The following is a 24,112-nucleotide window of genomic DNA, read 5'->3' as shown; positions in this document are numbered from 1 at the left end:
TCGGGAGATGCCTGGGTGTTGGGATCGCGTGTCACAGTTGCTGCCGTGTGCGCGCTTGCCTTCTCGCTCACCGGTTGTGGTGACTCCGGCCCTGAGCCGAAAGGCACCGCGATTGAACTTCCCGACCTCACCACTGACCCACCCACCGACGAACCCTCCGCTCCGGCTGAGGATTCCCTCGCCGAAACCGCCGACCCGGAGAGTTCTCCCGGCTCCTCATCACCTGACAACTCAGGGGACAGCGGATCCGTGGGCACCAGCATGAAGGACTGCGTCATTGTGGCAGCCGGGGTTTCCTCGATCCTGCTGGCGCCGCTGAGCTTCATGGGATCTTCGGATGATGAAACGGTCGAACGGCTCCACAACCAGATCGACGATGTGCGGTCAATGGTTCCCCCGGAGCTGGCTGACGATTTCGACCGGCTGCAGGAGGTGGTCACGGCCAGTACCGAAAATGGGGGGAGTTTCGACGAAGCCTCCTACCGGGAGGCCGTGGCCCCCGTTGAGCAGTGGCTGCACGAGCATTGCAACAAGCCCGTTCAGTAGTCGCCGTCGACGGGCGCCCCCTGGCAGTGCCTTCCAGGGCAGGTACCCGTTAGGCTGGGCTCAACGAAAGGGTGCAACGCCGATGGATGAGAACAGGACACCACCACCCAGCCACCGACCGGCTGAGCCGCTTCCCGACGTCGCTGCCGGGCCGCTCCCGCGGGAGACCGGGACCACCGTCAGCAAGGTTGATGCGACGGGTGGGAAGACTACCATTGCCGACCCTGCGGTCGCCAAGGTCGCCGCCATTGCTGCCAGGAAAGTTCCGGGCGTTTTCAGCCTCGGAACCGGGGCCGGTAGGGCGCTAGGCGCGATCCGCGACGCCGTCGGCGGCAACGACCTGAGCCAGGGTGTGCAGGTGGAGGTAGGGGAGACCCAGGTAGCGGTGGACGTTGTCCTGGTGGCTGAGTACGGTTACCCCCTCACCACCGTGGCCGATCAGGTGAGGTCGGCTGTCTATCAGGGGGTCCAGGATCTGGTGGGGCTGCAGGTTATCGAAGTGAACGTGGAGATCACCGATGTCCACGTACCCGGCCTCAATGACCCCAAAACCCCCGACAAATCCCGACCCGCAGCTAGTTAGGCCATCACTATGACCCCCACCGTAGTTGGCATGGCGCTTGGCGCCGTCCTCGCATTCACTGCCCTGATCTTCGGGTTTTGGGGATTCCTCCTCATGGCCCTCTTCGTCGCAGTGGGCGCGCTGCTGGGTCGGGTTGCCGAGGGCAAAGTGGACCTGGCCAGCGTCCGCGACGCCCTCACGGGCCGACGCTCCTCCTCGTGAGCGCGGCACCACCGGGTCTCGCGGGGCACAACCGGATCAGCACTCAGGCGCTCACCAGTACCGCGCGGGCGGTTGCTGCCGACGTCTTCGGTGTTCCAGCCCAGCAGATCCGCGCGAGCTGGTCCGACGACCAGGGGCTGCTGGCCCTGCGCCTCGCGCTTCCCATCGGAGTCCCGTCCCTCACCCGTACGCTCCAGGATCCATCCCTGGTCACCGGGGTGGGTGGATCGATCTGGGACCGCACGCACGCGGCGAAAGCTCTCGTGCTGCAACAGGTAGCCCAGCTGAGTGGTTCACGGCTGAGTCGGGTCGACATCAGAATCACCGGCATCATGGTGGCTGAGGGGGGACGTGCCAGGTGAATGAACGCACTGCCCAGCTGACCCGCAAGGTGGTCCGCCGTGAACTGCATTCATCGCGCGCGCTACCAGCGGTCGCCGTCGCCATCCTGATCTCAGTCATCTGCCTGTACGTGATGTTCGAGGCTGCGCTGAAGGCAACCGGCCAGAACGCCTGGCTGGTCAGCCCAGAGCAGGTGGCAGCGTGGCTGGGGGACCTGCCCGACAATGTCCAGCTGGCCCCGTTGGTGGGCGCCGGGTTGCTGATGTTCCTGATTGGCCTCCTGTGCTTTCTTAGCGCCGTCCTGCCGGGGCGCCGGGCGCGCCATGCCATTCCCGACCAGCGCACCGGGATCGTGGTCGATGCTGAAGTGCTCGCCTCGGCCCTGGCCCGCCGCGCGCGGGTGGCCGCCGGGGTGACCCCGGATCAGGTGATGGTCACCGTGGGGCGTCGGGCCGTCGATGTTCAGGTGCGTCCGACGTCGGGCGTGCCGGTCGACGTCGAACGCATCCGCAGCGTCGTCGAGGACGAACTGCGGCTGACATCCGTCGCGCCGGTCCCGGCGGTGCGGGTAGCCGTCGCCCCTTCAGGGGTGATTGGCCAGTGAACCAGACACCACGGATCCTCAATCGGTTGTTACTGGGTCTCATCGGCGCCCTCCTGATGGCTGCGGGAGTGGCAACGACTCTGTTGATGTTCCCGGCGGCAGCCCGCTGGTGGCGATCGGTTGCTGCCGATCTCGGCGAGGGAATCGACGGGTTGCTGCGGCAGACCACGCTCGACGGACAACGGGATAGCTGGCTCTGGATAGTGCTGGCGCTCGTCATGCTGCTGATTGTGGCGTGCATGGTCGGTTGGATCGCCGCGCAGGGGCGTGGGCGCTCCGGAACATTGGCCCAGGATGACAGCCATGCGGATGCCAGCGGGCAGGCTGCCGGTCGGGTGATAATCAACGGGTCGGTCGCGGAGCAGGCGCTGAAGGCAGCCCTGCAGGAGCGCGGGGATCTCGTGAATGCAGCGGTCACCACCTACGTGTTCGATGGGGAACCGGCCTTGAGAATCAGGGTCTTCCCACGATCGGGGGTGTCTCCGCACGAGGTGGCGACCGAGGTCACTGACCTGGTCAGAGCCCTCGACCTGCTGGTGGGACGCCAGACGCCGGTGCTGATCAGTATCAGCGCCGGCGCCCGGACCCGTTTCACCCGGACGGAGCGGGTGCGCTAACCATCAGGAACCGAGCGGCACCAACCACACGGACGCGTTGGTGGTGAGGCGCCCGTCGTCGACCGCTGACCCGTCACTGGCCAGGATCACCCGGTGGTCATTGGGCAACTCGATCGTCGCGGCCCCCATGTTGGCAAGCACCAGGACAACCCCGTTGCGGTAGGAGAGGACACCCTCCTGCGGGCTGTTCAGCGGAGTCCATTCCAGGTTCCCACGACCCAGCTCATGGCTCCGGCGCAGGCCCAGTGCATCGCGGTACAGCTCGTAGGTGGAGCCCGAGACATCTACCTGGGTGTCGGCCGCGTAGCCGGCGAAGCTTGTCGGTTGCGGGAGCCAGGGGGCGGCGCCCGGCGCGCTCACGGCGTCGTACATTCCGAATCCGAAGCCGGGAGCCTCCGCAAGCCAGGGCAGGGGAACCCGGCAGCCATCGCGGCCGATCTCCGTGCCGTTGGTCCGGGCGAAGGTCGGGTCCTCGCGGACGCCGTCGGGAAGGGTCGTGTGCTCGGGAAGCCCGAGCTCGTCCCCCTGATAAATGTAGGCGGAACCGGGTAGGCCCAGCATTACCAGCGCGGCCGCCCGGCCGCGGGAGAGCCCCAACGCCTCGTCAGGCTGCTCGTGGTCAGTTCCGAGACCCTTGGGGAACTGGGTGGGGTCCTCCAGGCCGAACCGGCTGGTGTGGCGGACCGTGTCGTGGTTGGACATCACCCAGGTGCTTGGCGCTCCCACTTTCCCCGCCTCGGTCAGCGATTCGGTGATGCTCTCCGTCAACTGGGCAGCATCCCAGCCCGCCAGCAGGAAATCAAAGTTGAACGCCTGCTGCATTTCATCGTGACGGACATAGCGGAACAGCCGTTCCGCAGGTTCCACCCAAGCTTCGGCAACCAGCATCCGATCGCCGTCGTACTGCGCCAGGACCCTGTTCCATTCACGGTAAATCTCGTGCACGCCCGGCTGATCGAAATAGGGCGGGGTTTGATTGAGATCTGCATCGGATTTATCCGAGTTCCCGCCGTCGATCATCTGGGTCTGCTCCGCCCAGTCCGGCAGACCTTCGGCCTTGACCATGCCGTGAGCGACGTCGATGCGGAAGCCGTCCACCCCGCGGTCCAGCCAAAACCGCAGCACAGACACCATCTCCGCGCGCACCTCAGGGTTGTCCCAGTTGAGGTCCGGCTGCTTGGTGTCGAACAGGTGCAGGTACCACTGGCCGTCATCCAGCCTCGTCCAAGCGTTGCCACCGAAGATGGACTGCCAGTTGTTGGGCGGCAGTTCCCCGTGGGCGCCCTTGCCGTCCCGGAAGATGTACCGGTCGCGTTCCGGCGAATCGAGGGCCGCATGCTTGGCGGATTTGAACCATTCGTGTTCGTCGGAGGTGTGGTTCGGGACCAGGTCCACAATCACCTTCATGCCGGACTCGTGGGCTTCAGCGAGCATTGAGTCGAAGTCGGCCAGGGTGCCAAACAGCGGGTCAACGTCGCGGTAATCGGCGACGTCGTATCCGGCGTCCGCCTGCGGGGAGACATAGAACGGTGAAAGCCAGATGGCATCCACTCCGAGCTTCCGTAGATAGGGGAGCCGACTCCTGACACCCGGCAGGTCCCCCATGCCATCAGCATTGCCGTCCGCGAAGGAGCGGGGATAGATCTGGTAGATCACCGCGTCCGCCCACCACGGGCTGAGGGTTATTGGAGTATCGGTCGAGCGGCTGACTGCAGGTGCAGAGGCGGTCATTGACTCTCCTTGGAGAAATCGGGAGTGGGGGAAAGGGATGCTGAGGTGCACGTCACGATTTGGTATCAAACACTGTGACATCTGGCACAAGTATTGTCCTGTAATACGTAAGCGCTTACATTCATTTTACCAAACGCTGAGGCGGGGCGGGTTTTGTAGGCTGCCACCGCCAGACAAAGGAGTCTATTCATGGCGACAATTCCGACCAAGAAAACGCTGCTGCCAATCGCGGCACTAAGCGTACTGACACTGGGCCTCTCCGCTTGCGGCAGCGGGTCCGGGGACGATGGCGGCGGCGGCGACGAGCCTGCAGCCGACTGTGCGGCCTACGAGAGCTACGGAAACTTCGAGGACGCCGAGGTCAGCGTCTACTCAACCATTGTGGACACCGAGGCAGAACTGCTCGAGAATGCCTGGGCAGACTTTTCCGAGTGCACTGGGGTTGAAGTGGTGTACGAGGGTTCGAAGGAGTTCGAGACACAGATTGGGGTCCGCTCGCAGGCAGGAAACCCCCCAGACATCGCGATCTTCCCACAGCCTGGCCTGCTGGCTGCCGAAGTCGCGGGCGGCAACGTCCTGCCCGCACCGGCCGAGGTCGAGGCGCTGGTTGATGAGAACTGGACCGAGGACTGGAAGGGATACGGCACTGTCGACGATGTCTTCTATGGTGCGCCGATGCTCGCCAATATCAAGGGTTACGTCTGGTATGACCCAACGGTGTTCACGGACATGGGCTGGGAAGTCCCTGAGACCCTCGACGACATGATGACACTCACCGAGGACATCGCGGCCGACGGCACCATGAAACCGTGGTGTGCTGGTTTCGAATCCGGCGAAGCCACGGGTTGGCCCGGGACCGATTGGGTGGAGGACTACGTGCTGCGCCAGGCAGGTCCGGAGGTTTACGACCAGTGGGTGAACCATGAGATCCCCTTCAACGATCCGCAAATCGCTGAAGCCTTCGACGCGGTGGGGGAGATCCTGAAGAACGAGGAATACGTCAACGGGGGAATTGGAGATGTGCGGTCGATCCTTTCCACCCCGTTCGCTGATGCAGGGCAGCCAGTTCTCGACGGAACTTGCGCTATGCACCACCAGGCATCGTTCCAGGCTGCCAACTGGCCCGAAGGCACCGAGGTATCCGAAGACGGCGACGTGTGGGCGTTCATGACACCGGGCGTTGAGGCTGGTGGCGGAGCAATCACCGGTGGTGGCGAAATCATCGCTGCCTATGCCGACCGTGAAGAGGTTGTCGCCTTTCAGTCGTTCATGGCCAGCGGCGAGTTTGCCAATGCCAGGGTGTCCCAGGGCAGCGGAATCAGTGCCAACCTGGCACTTGACCCATCGGTTGCAACGTCCGACCTGGATCGTCAATCCATCGAACTGCTGCAAAACGAGGACACCGTCTTCCGCTTTGACGCATCCGACCTGATGCCGGGCGCTGTTGGTGCCAACTCCTTCTGGAGCGGCATCGTGGAGTGGATCAACGGTTCGGAGACCGAGGAGGTCCTCGACACCATCGAAAGCTCCTGGCCGCAGTAGTTCAAGAGCGAGCCCGGCGTTCCTTCGTCAAGGAGGAACGCCGGGCTTGTCCTGACATTTTCCACACCGTGCTCGGTGCCGTGTCGTTCGCAAAAGCGCGTTTTGCATCACCCTTTATCGCACCAAGGAGGCTGCGCAATGGAGGACCTTGGCAATAAGTTCCTGCAGGTGGTGGTGGCTCTGGCCATTTTCGCCGCCATTATCGGATTAATCATGCTCATCGTTGACCGGGCACCCAAGTCGTTCCGGGATAAAGCGACAGTCATTGGTTTCCTCGCCCCGGCAGCGATCCTGCTTGTCGTCGGGATGATCTGGCCTGCCGTCCAGACGTCCCTGCTGGCTTTTACCGACCGTGATGGCAACCTCAACGGTATCGAGAACTTCGTGTGGATGTTCACTGAACCCACCGCGCTGATTACTTTGCGCAACACGGTGCTCTGGGTCATCCTGGTGCCACTTCTGGCATCCGGTATTGGGCTGGTGTACGCCGTCTTCATCGACAAAGCCAAGGGCGAGCGCACCCTGAAAGCACTGGTCTTCATGCCAATGGCCATTTCAATGGTGGGCGCCGGCGTCATCTGGCGATTTGTGTACGCCTACAAGGGTCCGGAGCAGGAGCAAATCGGTCTGCTGAACCAGATCCTGGTGTGGTTTGGTGGCGAACCTCAGCAGTTCCTCCTCGACGCGCCCGGCAACACCTTTTTCATGATCGCTGTGATGGTTTGGATCCAGGTTGGCTTCGCGATGGTGATCCTCTCGGCCGCCATCAAGGGCATTCCCATGGAGATTGTTGAGGCGGCCAGGCTGGATGGCGCGTCAGCGTGGCAACAGTTCCGTGACATCACCATTCCCTCCATTCGGGGAGCGCTGGTCGTGGTGGTCACCACTATTACCATCATCACCTTGAAGGTCTTCGACATTGTCCGCACCATGACCGCGGGTAACTACGACACCTCGGTAATCGCCAACGAAATGTACACCCAGGCATTCAGGGCCAATGAACCCGGTCGCGGCGCGGCGCTGGCACTCGTTCTGTTCCTCATGGTGCTCCCGGTGGTCGTATACAACGCACGCGTACTCAAGCAGCAGAGGCAGATCCGATGAGCTCGACGCCGACTATTCCCCCAGTTCCCGCATCAGCCCAGCCCGGGGAAACCCCGGCCGGTGCGCAGCCGCCCATCACCCGCCGGGTTAAGCAGAAGCTCACTTCCCGGGGTGCAACCATCGCGGCGATCATCATTGCTACCGTGTGGACTATCCCCACCCTGGGCCTCCTGATTTCCTCCTTCAGACCTGAGGAGAACATCCAGCGCAACGGCTGGTGGAACGTGTTCGGGGATCGCGAGCTCACGGCCGATAACTACGTGGATGTGCTGGTATCCGGGGGGAGCCAGTCGCCGAACCTTGGCCAGTACTTCGTGAACTCGCTGGCAATCGTCATTCCCGCCACAGTCATCCCGCTCGTGATCGCCGCCATGGCGGCTTACATGTTCGCCTGGGGAAAGTTCAGGGGGAAAGACACGATGTTCGTGTTCATTTTCGCCCTCCAGATCATTCCCCTCCAGATGGCGCTGATACCGCTCCTGAGCCTGTTCGTGAACCTTCAGATCGGTGATTTCCAGTTACTGCCGTCAGGATCCTACGCCCAACTGTGGATCGCGCACTCAATTTTCGCCCTCCCCCTCGCCATCTTCCTGCTCCATAACTTCATAGCTGAGATACCCGGTGAAGTCATCGAAGCGGCCCGGGTGGACGGCGCGGGTCACGCCACCATCTTCTGGCGCATCATCATCCCGCTGTCAGTTCCGGCACTCGCCTCCTACGCCATCTTCCAGTTCCTGTGGGTCTGGAATGACCTGCTGGTCGCGCTGGTCTTCTCCGGTGGCACGCCCGACGTCGCCCCCATCACCCAGCGGTTGGCGGAACTCACCGGCACGCGCGGCGGCGAATGGCACAGGCTCACCGCTGGTGCCTTCGTGTCGATGATCGTTCCGCTGCTGGTCTTCTTCGGCCTACAGCGCTACTTTGTTCGCGGTCTGCTGGCGGGCGGCCTTAAGGGATGAACCGATGACCAGCATTGACGACGTCGCAAAATCCCTTGGCGTCTCAACGGCGACCGTTTCCCGGGCGCTCCGCGGGCTGCCCGGAGTGTCCGCCAGCACCCGGTTGCGGGTGCAATGTGCCGCAGAGGAGCTCGGCTACGTGCCGTCGTCGTCTGCGTCGGGTCTGGCGTCCGGCCGGACCATGGCGATGGGAGTGCTGCTGCCGCAGATTGAACGCTGGTATTTCTCGGCGGTGCTGGAGGGGGTGGATCGCCAGCTCCGTGCAGCCGGATATGACCTGGTGGTGTTCAGCCTGGGCGGGTCGGGGGTCAACCGGCAACGGGTGTTCCACCGGTCCATCCTGCGCAAACGCATCGATGCGCTCCTCGTGATGTGCATGGAGTTGACGGATGATGAACTCCGATCGCTGCAAGCCCTGGATTCGCCCACCATCGTGGTGGGCGGATCCGTCCGGGGAGTCCGTCATGTGGGAATTGACGACGACGCCGCGGCCCGGGACGCCGTCGAGCATCTAATTGCCCTGGGGCACACTGACATTGCACACCTGCGGGGCGGCGGGTCATTTGGTATCGAGTTCGAGGTGCCCCGCATCCGTGAGGAGGCGTATCTTTCCACGATGGCCCGGCATGGGCTGCCCGTCCGACCGGAGTGGTCAGTGTTCGGGGACTTCCGTTTCAAACGTGGAAAGGCGGCGGCGCTAACCCTCCTGCAGGATCCGGCTGATCGGCCAACGGCAGTGTTTTGCTCCTCGGACGAGATGGCCTTCGGCGTGATCAGTGCAGCCGCCGATCTAGGGATCAGCATCCCCGGGCAGCTTTCGGTGGTGGGAATCGACGACCACGAATTCGCGGACCCGCTGAGCTTGACGACCATCCGGCAAAGCCCCGAGGAGCAGGGGGCGTATGCGGCTGATCTCCTGCTTGCCGAGCTCGAGGGGGGCGTGCCCGTTGCCGCCCCGGCACCCCGTCCGCACGAGCTGATCATCAGGACGTCAACCGGCCCGCCGCGCTACCTGTCCGCTAGGTGACTACCCCGCCCACTGAATCACGCTTTCGCTGGGCAGATACGTAACGCTCCACTGGATGGTGCGATTCGGTGGGCAACCGGGTAGATAGAATCGGCGGATGGCTACCGAACTGATGTACCTGAACGACTTCGATGTGTTGACCGGCGCCGCACGCGTGCAGTCGGTCAGCGTCGACGACGACGGCCGCACCGACGTCATCCTGGACCGGACCTGCTTCTACCCCCGCGGTGGTGGCCAGGACTGGGATACCGGCGCGATCAGGGGAGCCGCCGGGGAGTTCGCGGTGGAGGAGGTCCGGTTGGACCCCGAAGGTATGGTCCACCACCTCGGAAACGGGCCAATCGCCGTCGGGGACGAAGTGTCGCTGGCGGTCGACACGACCCGGCGGGTGATGAACACCCGCCTGCACTCGGCCGGTCATGTGGTGGACCTGGCGGTTGAACGGCTCGGCCTGCCCTGGGTTCCAGGCAAAGGCGCACACTATCCCCACATGTCCTTCGTCGAATACAACGCTGCGCTGGCTCCGGAGGAAACCGAAGCCACGCTCGTGAGGATCCAACAGGCAGCGCGTGATGTGGTCGGCGCCGGAAGCACCAACGAAATCAGGTTCATGCCGGTATCGGAGATGGGCGACTACTGCCGCAACGTTCCGGACAACATCCCCACCAACAAACCAGCACGGATCGTGCTGTACAGCGATGATTTCGGAGTCCCCTGTGGTGGCACCCATGTCCGGGACGTCAGCGACATCGGCACCCTGACCATCACCAAGATCAAGTCCAAGAAGGGCGTCACCAAGGTGTCCTACGCCGTGGAGGGGATCAACTAGCGCCGTCGTCGTCCGGTCTGGTGAGCGACCTGGACGTTGGCCCCCGACGTCAAGGTTCCTCACCGGAACGGCGCAGGTGGCGGCCGACGACGACGGCGCGCGCCCGGGCAGGCGGCTGGCAGCGAGGTGCTGGTGTCGATGTGGCCGGTAGCAGGCGGCTAGTTGGCGCGGGCCAACTGGCGGATCGGGATCCAGCGGGAGGCCAACCGACGATACGACGCTGCGGCGCCCGTCATGTCGCCTTCGGCCAGGCACTCGATGCCCATCCTGACGTCCATGGGTGACTCGTCGGGGAACACCAGGTCGGCGACCGGACCGTAGTCGAGTTCCACCACCGCGTCGAGACGGAACAACTGGAGCCATTCGATAATGTCTGTCAGGTCATCGAGCAGGTCCAGCTCCGGCGCAGCGATCGCCAGAGACGCCATCGCGTGCTTGGCCCGCTCAATGCACTCGTGCACCGCCGCGGCCATCCGCACGGTGCGGACCTTGCCGCCGTCCTCAATCACCTCGGTGAGATCGTCCTCGTGGATCAGGACAAACCAGGAGAATGGAATCCCCCAGGTGGCTGATCGGGTGTGGAGCTTGGCGGTCGTCTCGGCGACGGTCTCGGGATCGAGTCGCGCCTGGTGTGCGTCGGTTGCCGCTTCGGGCAGCAACACATCCACCAGCGGACCGCGAATCGTTTGTCCCAGCGACTCGGCTGCCAGCGAGGTGCGGACCGCCAGCTGATTGGGGCAATAGTACTGAGCGGTGACGCCGTTAGTGCCGGGGAAATGAAGGACCCGGACCAGGTCTGCCCCGTGGTGGGGGAACGGGTCCGACACCTGGCGAAGAATCCGCTGCAACGAGTTGTTGCGTTCAATCCCCTCGGTGTCCTTGCGTTCCCGCGACCGCTGCTCCAAAATCACCAGTTGCTGGGCGTCGCTGAATGCCTCAAGCGGTTCGAAGACCCTGAGGAACGACACGTAGGGGAAGGTGTGGCCCGTGGCGGCCGGACCGATGGCCGCCATCAGTTACCCCAGCTCCACAATGACCGGTGCATGGTCCGAGGCGCCCTTACCCTTGCGTTCCTCCCGGTCGATCGAGGCGCCGGTCACACGCTCGGCAAGCGCCGGAGATGCCAGCACGAAGTCGATCCGCATGCCCATTTTCTTGGGGAAGCTCAGCTGCTTGTAATCCCAGTACGTGTAGACGCCGGGACCCGGAGTGTGGGGGCGGGCGACGTCGGTGAAGCCCGAGTTTTCGAACGCGTGGAAGGCGGCGCGCTCCGCCGGGCTGACATGGGTGTAGCCCTCCCGCTGGAACAGGTCGATATCCCAGACGTCCTCATCCTGGGGGGCGATGTTCCAGTCGCCGGTCAGGGCGATCTGCGCCGTCGGGTCGGTTTCGATCCAGCCAAGGGCTTTTGCCCGCAGAGTGTCGAGCCAATCAATCTTGTACTGCATATGGGGGTCGTCGAGGGACCGTCCGTTGGGGACATACAGGCTCCAGACCCGCACGCCGCCACAGGTGGCACCGATAGCGCGGGCTTCCTGGATCGGCTCCGCGTCCTTCCCGAAGAGGGGCTGATCCTCGAAGGTGCGTTCAACGTCGTCGAGCCCCACCCGGGAGGCGATCGCGACGCCATTCCACTGGCTCAGACCAAAGTGGGCTACCTCGTAGCCGTTGGCTTCGAACAGATCCCAGGGGAAGTTCTCGTCCTTGCATTTGGTCTCTTGAATTGCGAGGACATCGACGTCGGAGCGGTCTAGCCAGGCTTCGACGCGGTCCGCGCGGGCTCGGAGGGAATTTACGTTCCAGGTGGCAATCTTCACAGGGAACACGTTACCAATGTCCCGGGCGTCAGCCCCGCCACCAGGTGTCCAGAATGGTGACAGGGACGGTGCGCTTGTGGCGGGTCATGGTGTGGCGGCGCTCAATCGCGAGAGCAGCCCACTCTTCCACCTCCCTGCCTTCCAGATAGTCGTCAATCTGGTCGTAGGTGATTCCCAGTTCGTGTTCGTCGGTGCGGCCGGGCTGATGATCCAGCAGATCAGCCGTCGGCACCTTGGTGTAAACCTGGGGCGGCGCGCCGAGTTCCTTGAGCAGCTCCCGGTTCTGGCGCTTGTTGAGGCCAAACAGCGGCAGAATGTCAGCTCCGCCGTCGCCGTACTTGGTGAAGAACCCGGTGACCGATTCCGCTCCGTGGTCGGTGCCAATCACCAGGAGGTTGTGCTGTCCGGCGAGCGCGTACTGGGCAATCATCCGCGCCCGGGCCTTGATGTTTCCCTTGGTGAAGTCGGAGATGTCCTCACCCGTGGCACTGGCATACTCCGCTTCGAACCCGTCAACAGCTGCTGCGACGTTGAAGGTGCGCTGGCTTTTCGGCTGAATAAACTCCAGGGCCGCCTGCGCGTCATCCTCATCCTGCTGTTCCCGGTAGGGGAGGCGGACGGCGATGAAGTCCGCCTCAGTCCCTTCCTCGGCCAGTTCAGTCACGGCCAGCTGGGCGAGCCTGCCGGACAGCGAAGAGTCCACTCCGCCGCTGATCCCGAGAACAAAACCGTTGGTCCCGGTGGCCTTGAGGTAGTCCTTCAGAAAGGTGACCCTGGCACGGATTTCCGTTGCGGGATCGATGGTGGGCCGCACGCCCATTTCCTCAATGATGCTGGCTTGGTTTTCGCGCATGTGGAAAGGCTACTACGGTGGCGTTTCCGGTGCGTTACGGCAAATCACACGGCCGCTACACCGGCCCGCCCTACAGGGGCCGCGCCCTGGGACAGGAGCCCGCTACTGCTTGAAGGCAGCATCGAAGGAGGCGCCCGAGGGCCCGAAGTTAAACTGCCTCAGGAAGGCCAGGGCTTCGGGTGCACCCTGCAGTCGGTCCATCCCGGCGTCCTCCCACTCCACTGAAATGGGCCCGTCGTAGCCGATGCTGGTCAGTGCCCTGAAACTGTCCTCCCACGGCACATCGCCGCGGCCCGTGGACACGAAGTCCCAGCCGCGCCGGGAATCTCCCCACGGCAGGTGCGAGGACAGGATGCCGTTGCGGCCGCCGCCCATCCGCATCTTCGTGTCCTTGCAGTCGACGTGGTAGATCCGGTCCGCGAAGTCGGAGATGAACGCCACCGGGTCGATCTGCTGCCACATGAAGTGGCTGGGGTCCCAGTTCAAACCGAAAGCCGGCCGGTGCCCGATGGCCTCGAGCGCCCGCTGGGTGGACCAGTAGTCGTAGGCGACCTCCGACGGGTGCACCTCATGGGCAAACCGGACCCCGCACTCGTCGAACACGTCGAGGATGGGGTTCCAGCGGTCCGCAAAGTCCTGGAAGCCGGCGTCGATCACGTCCTGGGACACCGGCGGGAACATGGCCACGTACTGCCAGATCGAGGAACCGGTGAACCCCACCACCGTTTTCACCCCGAGCTTCTGGGCCAGCCGCGCGGTGTGCTGCATTTCCTCGGAGGCGCGTGCCCTGACTCCGTCGGGCTCCCCATCGCCCCAGACCCGAGCGCCGACGATGGCCTGGTGCCTGAAGTCGATCGGGTCGTCGCACACGGCCTGACCCTTGAGGTGGTTGGAGATGGCCCACACTTTCAGCCCGTTACGTTCCAGAATGTCCAGCCGGCCAGCGATGTACTCATCGTCGTCCCAGCGCCACGCATCCAGATGGTCCCCGGAGACGGCGATCTCCAACCCGTCGTAGCCCCATTCGCCCGCCAGCCTGGCTACCTCCTCGAAGGGTAGATCGGCCCACTGGCCGGTGAACAGGGTGTAGTTGCGTGCCATGGTGTCTCCTAGGAAAGGGTGAGCTGGGACGGGTCCCAGTCCTCGGGAAGGGGATCGAGTGCTGCGGCGGAACTGGTCACCGGCACGAACGCTCCGGTGTCGACTGATTCGGCAATCGCCACCATCGCATCGAGAATGTGGAAACCGGTTGAGCCCTGCGCGCGGTGAGGTACGCCTGCCCGGATAGCCCGTGCCATGTCCAGCACGCCGGAACCACGGCCGAATACCGACCCGACGGCGGGTATGGTCTCCCAATCGTCGGCACCGTGCCGGTGCAACCGGACCTCCCCGTGGAACTCGTTCGGGTCGGGGAAAGCGATGGTGGCATCGGTCCCGGTGATTTCGACGAAACCCGTTCGGGGCCTGGGGGAGTCGAAACTGAATATACTCTGCGACGACCGGCCACCGTCGAACTCTGCCAGGGCACTGACATGGGTGGGCACGGACACCTTAAACGATTCACCCGCCTTGGGCCCTGAGCCGATGACCCGGGTGTCCCGCGCGCGGGAGCCGAGGGCCGCGACCCGCCGGATGGACCCGAACGCCTGCACCAGGGCGGTCAGATAGTAGGGGCCGATGTCGAAAAGGGGCCCTGCCCCCGCCTGGAACAGGAAGGCCGGGTTGGGATGCCATGATTCCGGGCCCGGGGACTGCATCAGGGTGAGGGCGGTCAACGGTGTGCCGATATCGCCGCGCCGGATGGCGCGCAGCCCAGTCTGGAGCCCCGCGCCGAGGAAGGTGTCGGGGGCGCATCCCAGCCGGACTCCCGCTGCTTCGGCCGCGGCCAGTAGCTCGGCTCCGGAGGCGCGGTCGAGGGAGAACGGCTTCTCGGACCAGACATGCTTTCCGGCCGCGACGGCGGCAAGGGCCACCGGCACGTGGGCGGCGGGGGTCGTCAGGTTGACGATAATTTCCACGTCCGGGTGAGACAGGGCAGCTTCAACCCCGCCCGCCGCTGCCACGCCGAACTCGGCGGCGCGGGTGCGCGCGGCATCCTCAAAGAGGTCGGCGACGATGTGAACGTGGAGGTCGGGGAAAGCGGTGAGGTTGGTCAGGTATTCCTTGCTGATCACCCCGGCGCCGATCACGCCGACGCCGACTGGGCCCCTCATGCGCCGGTCCGGGCAAGCAGGAACCGGCGGCTCTCCTCAATGGCGGTGAAAAGGTCCCCGGCGCTGTCGTCGAGTTCGACCACTGCCGTTTCGACTGTCGACGACGCGGCCAGGACCCCCTCGATGTCCATCCGTCCGGCGCCGACTGCCACCTGGGATTTGTTGTCCTGGTCGACTGCACCGTCCTTGATATGGATGAGCCGGACCCGGTCACCGAGGCGTCCCAGCAGGGCCGCCGGATCCTGCCCGCCGACCGCCACCCAATAGGTGTCCACTTCCAGGACTACCGACTGATGCAGGTTTTCGGCCAGTACCTCAAGACCAGTGCGGCCATCAAAATCGGTCTCTATTTCGAACCAGTGGTTGTGGTAGCCCACGCGCAACCCATACTCCGCGGCGAGCGTCGCAGCCTCATTGAGCTGCGCGGCCGTGGCGGCGATGTCGGCAACCGATGTCCAACGGTCGGGGTGCACATAAGGATCGATCACGGTGCGCATCCCGAGGGTGCGGGCCGCCTCGAAGATCCTTGCCTGGTCGGTTGAGAGCAGTGGTGCGTGCCCGGAGGGTGCCGAAAGATGGTTCCGTTTCAGGGCTGCAGCTAGCGGAGCCGGATCCGCGGCGAAGTTGTACGGCTCGACGTTGGTGAAACCCATCGCCGCGATCCGGTCAATGGTGCCATCGAGGTCCGCTTCGAGGGCGTCGCGGACGGTGTAAAGCTGGACGGACAGTTCCATAGGTTTCTCCTGCGTGCAATAGATCGTCTCAGGCGGGTGCGACGGCGGCGCCCGCCTGGGCGGCGCTGGCCTCCACTGCGGCCAGTACCCGCTGGGTTGCCAATCCGTCCTCGAACGACGGCGACGTCGGTGTGCCCGAGTCGATCGCTGTGAGGAAGTCGGCTGCCTGGCTGGTGAAGGTGTGGTCCCAGCCGAGGGTGTGCCCGGCGGGCCACCAAGCTCCAAGGTACGGGTGGGATGGCTCGGTGACCAGTATTTTGCTGTACCCCTGCAACTCTGCCGGTGTGCCGCTGTCGAAGTACTGCAACTCGTTCAGGTGCTCCAAATCGAAGCGGAGCCCACCCCGGGAACCGTAGATTTCAATCTGCAGCGAGTTCTTGCGCCCCGTCGCGAACCGCGAGACTTCAAGGCTGGCGACCGCCCCGGAGGCGAGTCGAAGGGTGGCCCAGGCGGCGTCGTCGACGGTTACCTGTTCGGGGCCGGCCGGGCCGGGACGCTCCGCCACGAACGTATTGACAGTGCCGGACACGCTCGCCACAGGGTCATCGAGCAGGAAGGCCACCTGATCAACAGCATGCGATGCCAGATCGCCCAGAGCGCCGGAACCGGCCGATGCCTTGCGCAGACGCCAGCTCATGGCGGCCCGCTCGTCGGCTAGCCAGTCCTGCAGGTAACTCACGCGAATCTGACGGACGTCCCCCACCCGCCCGTCAGAAATCAGGGTCCGCGCCAGGGCAAGTGCGGGAAGTCGTCGGTAGTTGAAGCCGACCATCGACTGGACGCCGCGGGACCGGGCTGCCACAGCCGCTGCGACCATCAGCTCGGCTTCGGCAACCGAGTTGGCGAGCGGCTTCTCGACGATGACGTGTTTGCCTGCCTCCAACGCGGCGATCGCCAGTTCGGCGTGCAGGTGGCCGGGGGTGCAGATGTCGACAATGTGGATGTCGTCGCGCTCCAGCACTTCCCGCCAGTCGGTGGAGCTTTCGGCCCAGCCGAATCGGGTGGCGGCGTCGGCGACGTGACCGGCGTCCCGGCCAACCAGGAGCTGCTGGGTCACGCGAGGGGTCGGATAAAAAGCGTTCACATTGCGCCAGGCGTTCGAGTGCGCCTTCCCCATGAAGGAGTAGCCGAGAACGGCCACCCCGAGCGTGCCGGGCACGGCAGCTGCTGCCGAGGCGGGGGTGGTCATCGGTGGTCTCCTTGAGGCAGGGGCGTAGCGGTCTTGGGCGGCGTGATCGAGCGCAGGAAGGCGAGGCCGTCGTGGGCTAGCCGGTCCTGGGACTCGGCGAGGGGCCGCCAGATGGAGGCGGCGGTGGCAATGCTGGCGTTGTGCGAGGTGAAACTCTCAATATTCAGTGGACCCTCGTAGCCCACCGTATCGAGGGCTTCGAGGATGCCGGTCCAGTCGGTCTGGTCGCCGCCGGGGGCGCCACGGTCATTGCCGCAGACCTGGACGTGCACCAGGTGTTCTCCGGCACTGATGATGGCGGCCGCAGACGAACGCTCCTCGATGTTCAGGTGGTAGGTGTCGAGTGCCAGTCCGACCGCCGGACCCAACAGGGGGCCCAGAGCGTCAAGGCCCTGGGCAACCGTGTTGATCAGTGATGTCTCATACCGGTTGAGAGGTTCGATCCCGAGCGCGACGCCGGCGCCGGTTGCTTCGTCGGCGAGCGGCGCAAGGCTGTGCCGCAACTGCTCGTAGGCGGCGCGACGTTCGTCGTCGTCCATCCGCCACACCCGGCCGGTGGACGAGTAGAACGGACCGCACACTGACGGGGCACCAATATCGTGCGCCAGTTGGATGCAGGTGCTGAGGTACCGCTGGGTCTCGAGGATGGTCGAGGCCTCGGCCAGGACCAGGTCGCGGCCCGGCGCCATCGCACCGACCAGATACGGTTGCAGGCCGCCAAGCGACTCGTTGACGGTTGCTGCGGTGAAATCGCCAATGTTTTCGAGGGGAAGTTCGACGGCGTCGAACCCCATGGCGGCGATGGAACCCAGCAAAGGAGGCAGGCTGGCACCAGTCAGGGGTGAGGTCCATACCCAGGTGTTGACGCCGAGGGGTCGCTCAATAGTGCTCGCCACGGTCCTGCCTCCTTTCGCGTGCTGCTGGTTGGTCGTTACTGCTGGTGGTTGGGCGGCTACGGAATCTGGCGTTCCTGCCAGACCTCGGGATAGCCTTCCATGTCCTCGCCGCCGAACTTGGCGTAGTGACCATCAGGCATTCCCTCATTGGCGGTCAGGAAATCGTCGCGTTCTGCCTCGGTGATTGGGGTCTGGGGCAGGATCCATTCGGCGGGGACTTCCTCGCCGGCGAAGATCTGCTCCAGGGCCAGCAGCGGGGTGCGCCACTGGAAGTTGGAGTAGACCGGCGCGAGCGCCTCAATGCCGGTTTCCTCCCACTTACGCAGGAAGCTCATCTCGTCCTCGCCGGTCATGACCGGGAGGTCGGCTCCGGCGTCCTCGAAAGCCTCGATCGCCGCGACGGCGCCGTCCCCAGCGTCCATCCAGACGCCCTGTACGTCGCCGGTGGCCAGCTCATCAGCCAGGATGTCTTTGATTTCTGTGGGATCGGCACCGGTGAAGTAGTCAACAGCTTCGATGCCGTTCTCCTCGAAGATCCGCTCGGCAGCAGCCCAGCGCTGTTCGAGAACGTCGACGCCGGGGAGGATGCGCAGGGCAACGACCTTGTCGCCTTCCTCGAGCCGTTCGCTCAGGAACTCAGCCGTGTCGATACCCCAGGCGAAGCCGCCGATGGGGTGGATGAACGTGACTGCGCAATCCGTTTCCACTCCGCGGTCAAAGACCACCACTGGTTTCCCGGTCTCACAGGCCCGCTCGACGGCCGGCGTCATGGCCGCCGTCGAGTTCGGGGAGATGATGAACGCGTCACAGTTGCCTTCAGCGATGAAGTAGTCGATGTCAGCGATCTGCGTGTTGTCGTCATCCTGCGCGTCGCGGGTTTCCATCTCGGAGATCACCCCCGAATCCTGCAGCGCCTTCAGCTGCTCATTCATGGTGATCCAGCCGGTCTGCCGCCACGGGTTGGAAATGGAGGCGTTGGCGAAGCAGGCCTTCTGGGCACCATCAGCGGCGTACTCGGCGGTGTCGGTCATTTCCCCGTCGATGTACTGCAGCCAGGGCTGCTCCGGATCACCCTCGAAGGTGGCGGAACGCTGCTCGAACTGGTCGTCGTACACTTCCTGGACGAACCACTCATCGCTGCTGGTCTCCTCAGCGGCGGGCGCGGTTTCCTCGGCGGATGCCGCGGTGTCTTCCGTAGGCGTGTCTTCAATGGATGAATCGGTAGTGCAGGCGGTCAGGGCGAGCAGCGATGTGGCTGCTACCACCGTGACCTTTGTCAGGATGCTTCGTCGCATCATATTCCTCTCTCATTGGTGCCCACGGTGGGCGGTTCAGCGATGGGGTGTGTCGGTTCCTGGGCCTTGGAGCTGGTACCGCGGCGTTTCCGCTGCCAGGTCTGGGTTGCCGCGGCGACGGCGACAATGATGATGATGCCCTGGACGGTGTCCCGCCAGGTGGATTCGACGCCGAGGAAGTTCAGCAGGGTGAACAGGGTTTCGAGGGCGAAGGCTCCCGCAGCGGCGGACAGGACCCAGCCGCGGCCCCCGCCCAGGACCACTCCGCCGAGGACGACGGCGGTGATGGCGGCAAATTCGTAGCCGCGGCCCACCGACGGGTGGACGCCGGCGTAGCCGACCAGGATGATGCCTGCCACCGTCGCGGACAGCGACGACAGCATGAACGCCCGGGTCTTGACCCACCAAACCCGGGCGCCGGTCAGCGCTGCCGCACGCGAATTGTCACCCACGGCGATCAGGGTGCGCCCATAGGGGCGGCGCATCAACCACAGTGCGGCCGCTGCGGTGACCAGGAAGATGATCACCGGGTAGGGGATGATCTCCAGTACGGGAACGTCCCGGATACCGCCGCGACCAATCTGCCGGAAGCTGTCGGCCGGGTTCCCGGTCGCGGCACCGCCGGTCGAATACAGCACCAGGCCGAGCAACGCGAGCATCATGCCGAGCGTGACAATGAAGCTGGGAACCTTGAGCAGCGTGGTGACCAGCCCGTTGATCAGGCCGATGAAGGCGCCGAACACGAGCATCAGCATCAGGACCGGGATCACCCGGGCGTCGTCGTCGCCAATCAGGTTGCCCGCGATGAAGACCTGCGCAGTGACCACCGATCCCATGGACAGGTCGAACTCGCCGGACACGATGACGAAGTACTGCCCAATGGCCGCGATGGCGATCGGTGCGGTCCGGCCGATAAAACGGATCAGGGAGCCTGGCTCACCGAAGGATGGGTTGGCGGCGATGACGGCGATCAGGAGGGCGATCAGGAGGATGAAGACGCCGCCGCTGGGGGTCCGCATGGCCCGCAGCAGGCGGTCCCCGGCCGAGGCCCGGTTCCGTGAGAGCACCTCGTTCCGGGTGCCCTGCGCGTTCTCGCTGATGCTCATGCGGACACCTCGTGCGCCGTGGTGCGGGACCTATTGGGGTGGGATTTGTCAAAGCGCGGCGGGCGGGTAATCACGGTGCGGCGGGCATAGACGGCGACGGCGACCACGATCACCAGCCCGCGCACCACATCCTTGAGGAAGGGGTTGATCTGCATGACGCTCATGATGTTGTCCAGCATCGCGAAGATCAGCACGCCGCCGAGGGTGCCGATCAGCGAGCCTTTACCGCCAGCGAGCAGGGTGCCGCCGAGGACGACGGCTGCAATGGAGAGCAGGTCGTAGCCGCCCTGTGAGCCGATCGTGGGGCTTCCGACGCCGAGCCGTGCGGCCAGGAGAAGCCCGGCCAGGCCGGCCATCATCGAACACAGGATGTGCGCGGTGATGATGGGGGTGCGGGTTTGGATCCCTGACATCCGGGCGACGCCCAGATCCCCGCCCACAGCGTAGATGTGGTGGCCTACGCGTGTGCGGTTCAGCATCAACAGGACCAGGCCTGCGGTGGCGAGCATAATCAGGGTGGAGATCGGGACGGGCCCCAGCCCGGTGGCCCCGATCAGCCGGAAGGACAGGGGCGCCTGCCCGGAACTGCCCTGATAGTTGGTGGCCAGGTAGCCGCTGATGATCAGGCCCATGCCGAGAGTGGCAATGAACCCATGCACCTTCAGCCCCGAGACCACCAGCCCGTTGGCCAACCCGATCAGGGCTGAGACGGCCAGCGCGGCGAGCACCCCGGGAAGCACATTGGCGCCCTGGTTGGCCATGATCCCGGCGGCGATCAGGCTGGACAGGCTGATCACGTAGGGCACCGAAAGGTCGAGGCTTCCCACCAGGATGACCAGGGTCTGTCCGATGGCAATGAACCCGAGCACGCTGGTCCCGGTGAGGATGTCCGAGATGTTGCCGGTGCTGAAGAAGCTGCGGCCCACGGACCCGACGAGCACGGTGCCGACGATGATGGTCAACAGCACCACCAGGTACACAATGTGGGTTGACGTGAGTCTCGAGAGTCGATTCATGATGAGGCCTCCTCGGTCCGTGCGCCGGTGGCCAGCTGCAGAACTTCTTCCTCGGTTGACAGCGGGGACAGCTCACCGGCGATGAGGCCGTCCCGCATCACCAGCACCCGGTCGGACATGCCGAGTACTTCGGGCAGTTCACTTGAGACCATCAGAATCGCTTTCCCGTCGGCAGCGAGCGCCCGCATCAGGTTGTAGACCGCCACCTTCGCGCCGACGTCGATGCCACGGGTGGGTTCATCCAGTAACACCAGCTGGGGAGCGATGGCCAGCCACTTGGCCAGCACCACTTTCTGCTGGTTTCCGCCGGAGAGGTACTGGACCTCCTGGTCGAGGTCCCGGGCGATCACTTCCAGGGAGGAAAACACGCCGGGGGCGTCCTGCCGGGCCTGGGTGGTGCGGCCTGGGAACACGGAGCGGATCACGCTGAGGGCATTGTCGAGAATCGACTGGTTCAAGCTCAGGCCCTGCGTCTTGCGGTCCTCGGTGATGAGGGCAATCCGGTGCTGGATTGCTGCGCGGGTGCTTTTTGCGGTGTAGGGCTGCCCCGCGAGCCTCATCGTGCCCCGCGTGAACGGGGCGGCGCCAAAGATGGCTTCCACCAATTCGGTGCGCCCTGACCCCTGAAGTCCGGCGATGCCCACAATTTCGCCGGTCCGCAGGGTCAGGTTGATCGCATCGAGTTGTTCGTTGCCGCCGTCGGTCACTTCCAGCAGCGGCTTCCCGATAGTGGTGCCGGGTTCCACCCCGGGGAAGTACGCCGAGATGGGCCGGCCGACCATCAGGCGTACCAGCGACGCATCATCCAGGGCCGATGCCGGCTCGGATCCGACCACTTCCCCGTCCTTCAGGACGGTGATCGTGTCGCAAAGGTCGAAGATTTCCTTGAGACGGTGCGACACGTAAAGGATGGCGACGCCGCGCTCCTTCAACCGTCGGATGATCCTATACAGCAGTTCCACTTCCGGTCCGGCGAGGGCTGCGGTGGGCTCGTCCATCGAGATGATGCGGGCGTTATAGCTGACGGCCTTCGCGATTTCGACGATCTGCTGCTGGGCGACCGACAGGTTACTCACGGGGGTGGAGGGGTGGATGCTGCTGATGCCCAGTTGGCCCAGCAGTTCAGCTGTGCGGTCCAGCATGGCCTTCTTGTTCACCAGGACCCCGCGCCGCGGTTCCCGTCCGAGGTAGATGTTCTCGGCGACGGTGCGGTCGGGGAGGAGGTTGAACTCCTGGAACACGGTGGAAATCCCGGCCTCGTGGGCCTGGGTGGGATGCGAAAAGTCGACTGCAGCTCCGGCCAGTTCGATGGTGCCAGAATCCCGGTGGTGGACCCCGGCCAGCACCTTCATCAGCGTGGATTTTCCGGCGCCATTCTCTCCGACCAGACCGTGGACTTCACCGGCGCGCAATACGAGGGAGACATCTTTCAGCACCTCAATACCAAAGAAACTCTTGGACAGTCGGGAGACACTTAGCACCGTCGAGGTGCTGTCCCGAGACTCTGAGGGGAAGACATCGTTATCCACCAGCCCACTGTGACATGGAACTCATACTTTTGTCGAGCATCATTCAAAAGTAGGCCGTTGTACATGAGTTAGTGGAATGTGAGACACGCCGAAGTTCCGCGTGGTTTACTGAAACTGTGTTGAAGATTGAGTTCGAAAAGCAGGCCCGAACCTCGGCTTTACCTGCTCCTGGTGCCAGCGAGGTGTTCCAGCTCCTCCGCGATGGGCAGCCGCGGACCCGGGCGGAACTGGCTCAGCTCACCGGGCTGGCCCGGTCAACCGTCGCTTCACGGGTGGAGACGCTGATGACCCTCGGGTTGGTCGCCCCGTACGGGGGTGCCGTGTCGACCGGCGGCAGGCCGCCGTCGTTGTTCGCCCTCAACCCCGGGGCACGGGTGGTGATCGGTGCCGATCTGGGCGCCACCCACGCCCTGGTAATCCTGACGGACCTCTCCGGAACAGAACTGGCCAGCGCACGCCAGTCCATGACCATCTCCGACGGGCCAGAGACGGTGCTGGGCTGGTTGGTGGCAGCGATCGGTACCCTGCTGCGGGAGGCAAAGCGGACCAGCTCCGAACTGGCAGCGATCGGCATTGGGTTGCCCGGGCCGGTGGAGCATGAGACGGGCAGGCCTATCAACCCGCCGATCATGCCGGGCTGGGACCGGTTCGACGTGCCGGGGCTGGTGCAACGCAGCTTCAACGTGCCGGTGCTCGTCGACAACGACGTCAACATCATGGCCCTCGGCGAGCTGAGCGGTAGCTGGCCGGACACCACCGATCTGATGTTCATCAAGGTGGCCACCGGTATCGGCGCCGGGATCATTTCAGGATCAATGCTGCAGCGCGGTGCGCAGGGCACGGCCGGGGACCTCGGCCACGTCCGGGTCCCACGCGGTGGTGAGATTCCATGCCGCTGCGGAAACACGGGGTGCCTCGAAGCCCTGGCCGGCGGGCCCGCGCTGGCGGCAGCGTTGAACGCACTTACCGGGGGTGAACTGACCTCCAGTCAAGGGGTGATCGACCTGGTGCGTTCGGGCGACCGCGACGCCATCCAGGTGATCCGCCAGGCGGGCCGCGACATCGGCGATGTGCTGGCCACCTGCGTGAACCTCATCAACCCATCGGTGGTCGTGATCGGTGGGAGCCTGGCGCTAGCGGGCGAGCACCTGCTGGCCGGGATCCGCGAAGTGGTCTACCGGCGTTCCCTACCTTTGGCCACTGAGCACCTGCGGATTGTGCCATCGGTAGCCGGGCAGAATGCTGGTGTCCGGGGTGCCTCGGTGATGGCCATTTCCCACGTCCTGTCGCCGGAATCAATCGAAACCGCGAGCCTGAGCGCCCCCTGACAGGTTTAGGCATGCCCGGGGCAAGGCACTTGGCATCCGGTCACACTGACT

General features: G+C 64.4%; 25 protein-coding genes. 12 read left to right on the top strand and 13 right to left on the bottom strand.

Going from position 1 to position 24,112, the window contains the following annotated elements; all coding sequences use genetic code 11:
- Window positions 1-15: 15 nt before the first annotated feature.
- The 6 genes from ACX80Z_RS13105 (at window position 16) to ACX80Z_RS13080 (ending at window position 2,893) form a co-directional block, all read left to right on the top strand.
- A complete protein-coding gene (locus tag ACX80Z_RS13105) occupies window positions 16-546 on the top strand; it encodes a hypothetical protein (protein WP_019483317.1) in 531 nt (176 codons plus the stop codon).
- 82 nt (window positions 547-628) lie between these two features.
- The gene (locus ACX80Z_RS13100) at window positions 629-1,129 is read left to right on the top strand and encodes an Asp23/Gls24 family envelope stress response protein (protein ID WP_459316161.1); all 501 of its coding nucleotides are present in this window, start codon (window positions 629-631) and stop codon (window positions 1,127-1,129) included.
- Window positions 1,130-1,138: 9 nt separating this feature from the next.
- A complete protein-coding gene (locus ACX80Z_RS13095; RefSeq protein ID WP_459303495.1) occupies window positions 1,139-1,330 on the top strand; it encodes a DUF2273 domain-containing protein in 192 nt (63 codons plus the stop codon).
- Window positions 1,327-1,692, top strand: a complete 366-nt coding sequence (locus ACX80Z_RS13090; protein WP_459316160.1) for a hypothetical protein — start codon at window positions 1,327-1,329, stop codon at window positions 1,690-1,692. The genes ACX80Z_RS13095 and ACX80Z_RS13090 overlap by 4 nt, the downstream gene beginning before the upstream one ends.
- Complete coding sequence (locus ACX80Z_RS13085) at window positions 1,689-2,276, top strand: DUF6286 domain-containing protein (protein WP_459316159.1); 588 nt, start codon at window positions 1,689-1,691, stop codon at window positions 2,274-2,276. Before ACX80Z_RS13090 ends, ACX80Z_RS13085 begins: the two co-directional genes overlap by 4 nt.
- The gene (locus ACX80Z_RS13080; RefSeq protein WP_019483312.1) at window positions 2,273-2,893 is read left to right on the top strand and encodes a hypothetical protein; all 621 of its coding nucleotides are present in this window, start codon (window positions 2,273-2,275) and stop codon (window positions 2,891-2,893) included. The genes ACX80Z_RS13085 and ACX80Z_RS13080 overlap by 4 nt, the downstream gene beginning before the upstream one ends.
- A gap of 3 nt (window positions 2,894-2,896) precedes the next feature.
- On the opposite strand, the gene ACX80Z_RS13075 is transcribed toward ACX80Z_RS13080, so the two are convergent.
- The gene (locus tag ACX80Z_RS13075) at window positions 2,897-4,624 is read right to left on the bottom strand and encodes a glycoside hydrolase family 13 protein (RefSeq protein ID WP_459316158.1); all 1,728 of its coding nucleotides are present in this window, start codon (window positions 4,622-4,624) and stop codon (window positions 2,897-2,899) included.
- Window positions 4,625-4,813: 189 nt separating this feature from the next.
- Here ACX80Z_RS13075 and ACX80Z_RS13070 point away from each other — a divergent pair, with 189 nt between their 5' ends.
- The 5 genes from ACX80Z_RS13070 (at window position 4,814) to ACX80Z_RS13050 (ending at window position 10,085) form a co-directional block, all read left to right on the top strand.
- Window positions 4,814-6,166 (top strand): ABC transporter substrate-binding protein, encoded by a 1,353-nt coding sequence (locus ACX80Z_RS13070; RefSeq protein ID WP_116778357.1) that lies wholly within the window; start codon window positions 4,814-4,816, stop codon window positions 6,164-6,166.
- A 138-nt stretch (window positions 6,167-6,304) separates the two neighbouring features.
- On the top strand, window positions 6,305-7,270 hold the full coding sequence (locus ACX80Z_RS13065) for a carbohydrate ABC transporter permease (RefSeq protein WP_019483309.1): 966 nt from the start codon (window positions 6,305-6,307) through the stop codon (window positions 7,268-7,270).
- Entirely contained in the window at window positions 7,267-8,229 is a 963-nt protein-coding gene (locus tag ACX80Z_RS13060) for a carbohydrate ABC transporter permease (RefSeq protein ID WP_459316157.1), read from the top strand. Before ACX80Z_RS13065 ends, ACX80Z_RS13060 begins: the two co-directional genes overlap by 4 nt.
- A 4-nt stretch (window positions 8,230-8,233) precedes the next feature.
- The gene (locus ACX80Z_RS13055) at window positions 8,234-9,256 is read left to right on the top strand and encodes a LacI family DNA-binding transcriptional regulator (protein ID WP_019483307.1); all 1,023 of its coding nucleotides are present in this window, start codon (window positions 8,234-8,236) and stop codon (window positions 9,254-9,256) included.
- 97 nt (window positions 9,257-9,353) lie between these two features.
- On the top strand, window positions 9,354-10,085 hold the full coding sequence (locus tag ACX80Z_RS13050; protein WP_459316156.1) for an alanine--tRNA ligase-related protein: 732 nt from the start codon (window positions 9,354-9,356) through the stop codon (window positions 10,083-10,085).
- Between the two features lie 158 nt (window positions 10,086-10,243).
- On the opposite strand, the gene ACX80Z_RS13045 is transcribed toward ACX80Z_RS13050, so the two are convergent.
- The 12 genes from ACX80Z_RS13045 to ACX80Z_RS12990 form a co-directional block, all read right to left on the bottom strand.
- A complete protein-coding gene (locus ACX80Z_RS13045; RefSeq protein ID WP_019483305.1) occupies window positions 10,244-11,098 on the bottom strand; it encodes a hypothetical protein in 855 nt (284 codons plus the stop codon).
- 3 nt (window positions 11,099-11,101) lie between these two features.
- Window positions 11,102-11,902, bottom strand: a complete 801-nt coding sequence (locus ACX80Z_RS13040) for an exodeoxyribonuclease III (protein ID WP_019483304.1) — start codon at window positions 11,900-11,902, stop codon at window positions 11,102-11,104.
- A 28-nt stretch (window positions 11,903-11,930) separates the two neighbouring features.
- Window positions 11,931-12,755: an ammonia-dependent NAD(+) synthetase gene (gene nadE, locus ACX80Z_RS13035; protein ID WP_019483303.1), complete on the bottom strand. Its 825-nt coding sequence runs from the start codon at window positions 12,753-12,755 to the stop codon at window positions 11,931-11,933.
- A gap of 102 nt (window positions 12,756-12,857) precedes the next feature.
- On the bottom strand, window positions 12,858-13,856 hold the full coding sequence (locus tag ACX80Z_RS13030; protein WP_459316155.1) for a sugar phosphate isomerase/epimerase family protein: 999 nt from the start codon (window positions 13,854-13,856) through the stop codon (window positions 12,858-12,860).
- Between the two features lie 8 nt (window positions 13,857-13,864).
- On the bottom strand, window positions 13,865-14,968 hold the full coding sequence (locus tag ACX80Z_RS13025) for a Gfo/Idh/MocA family protein (protein WP_459316154.1): 1,104 nt from the start codon (window positions 14,966-14,968) through the stop codon (window positions 13,865-13,867).
- Window positions 14,965-15,702, bottom strand: coding sequence for a sugar phosphate isomerase/epimerase family protein (locus ACX80Z_RS13020; protein WP_019483300.1), 738 nt, complete (start codon window positions 15,700-15,702; stop codon window positions 14,965-14,967). Before ACX80Z_RS13020 ends, ACX80Z_RS13025 begins: the two co-directional genes overlap by 4 nt.
- Before the next feature lie 28 nt (window positions 15,703-15,730).
- Window positions 15,731-16,891, bottom strand: coding sequence for a Gfo/Idh/MocA family protein (locus ACX80Z_RS13015; protein WP_459303490.1), 1,161 nt, complete (start codon window positions 16,889-16,891; stop codon window positions 15,731-15,733).
- Window positions 16,888-17,787, bottom strand: a complete 900-nt coding sequence (locus ACX80Z_RS13010) for a sugar phosphate isomerase/epimerase family protein (RefSeq protein WP_459316153.1) — start codon at window positions 17,785-17,787, stop codon at window positions 16,888-16,890. The genes ACX80Z_RS13015 and ACX80Z_RS13010 overlap by 4 nt, the downstream gene beginning before the upstream one ends.
- Before the next feature lie 56 nt (window positions 17,788-17,843).
- The gene (locus ACX80Z_RS13005) at window positions 17,844-19,082 is read right to left on the bottom strand and encodes a substrate-binding domain-containing protein (RefSeq protein WP_459316179.1); all 1,239 of its coding nucleotides are present in this window, start codon (window positions 19,080-19,082) and stop codon (window positions 17,844-17,846) included.
- Entirely contained in the window at window positions 19,082-20,188 is a 1,107-nt protein-coding gene (locus ACX80Z_RS13000; protein WP_459316152.1) for an ABC transporter permease, read from the bottom strand. The genes ACX80Z_RS13005 and ACX80Z_RS13000 overlap by 1 nt, the downstream gene beginning before the upstream one ends.
- The gene (locus tag ACX80Z_RS12995; RefSeq protein WP_459316151.1) at window positions 20,185-21,204 is read right to left on the bottom strand and encodes an ABC transporter permease; all 1,020 of its coding nucleotides are present in this window, start codon (window positions 21,202-21,204) and stop codon (window positions 20,185-20,187) included. The genes ACX80Z_RS13000 and ACX80Z_RS12995 overlap by 4 nt, the downstream gene beginning before the upstream one ends.
- Window positions 21,201-22,736 (bottom strand): sugar ABC transporter ATP-binding protein, encoded by a 1,536-nt coding sequence (locus ACX80Z_RS12990; RefSeq protein WP_459316178.1) that lies wholly within the window; start codon window positions 22,734-22,736, stop codon window positions 21,201-21,203. Before ACX80Z_RS12990 ends, ACX80Z_RS12995 begins: the two co-directional genes overlap by 4 nt.
- A 113-nt stretch (window positions 22,737-22,849) precedes the next feature.
- On the opposite strand from ACX80Z_RS12990, the gene ACX80Z_RS12985 reads away from it, so the two are divergent.
- Window positions 22,850-24,061, top strand: coding sequence for an ROK family transcriptional regulator (locus tag ACX80Z_RS12985; protein ID WP_459316150.1), 1,212 nt, complete (start codon window positions 22,850-22,852; stop codon window positions 24,059-24,061).
- Window positions 24,062-24,112: the final 51 nt, after the last annotated feature.

The organism is Arthrobacter sp. TMT4-20 (assembly GCF_054510775.1).
This window is presented reverse-complemented; position numbering and strand designations above follow the sequence as displayed.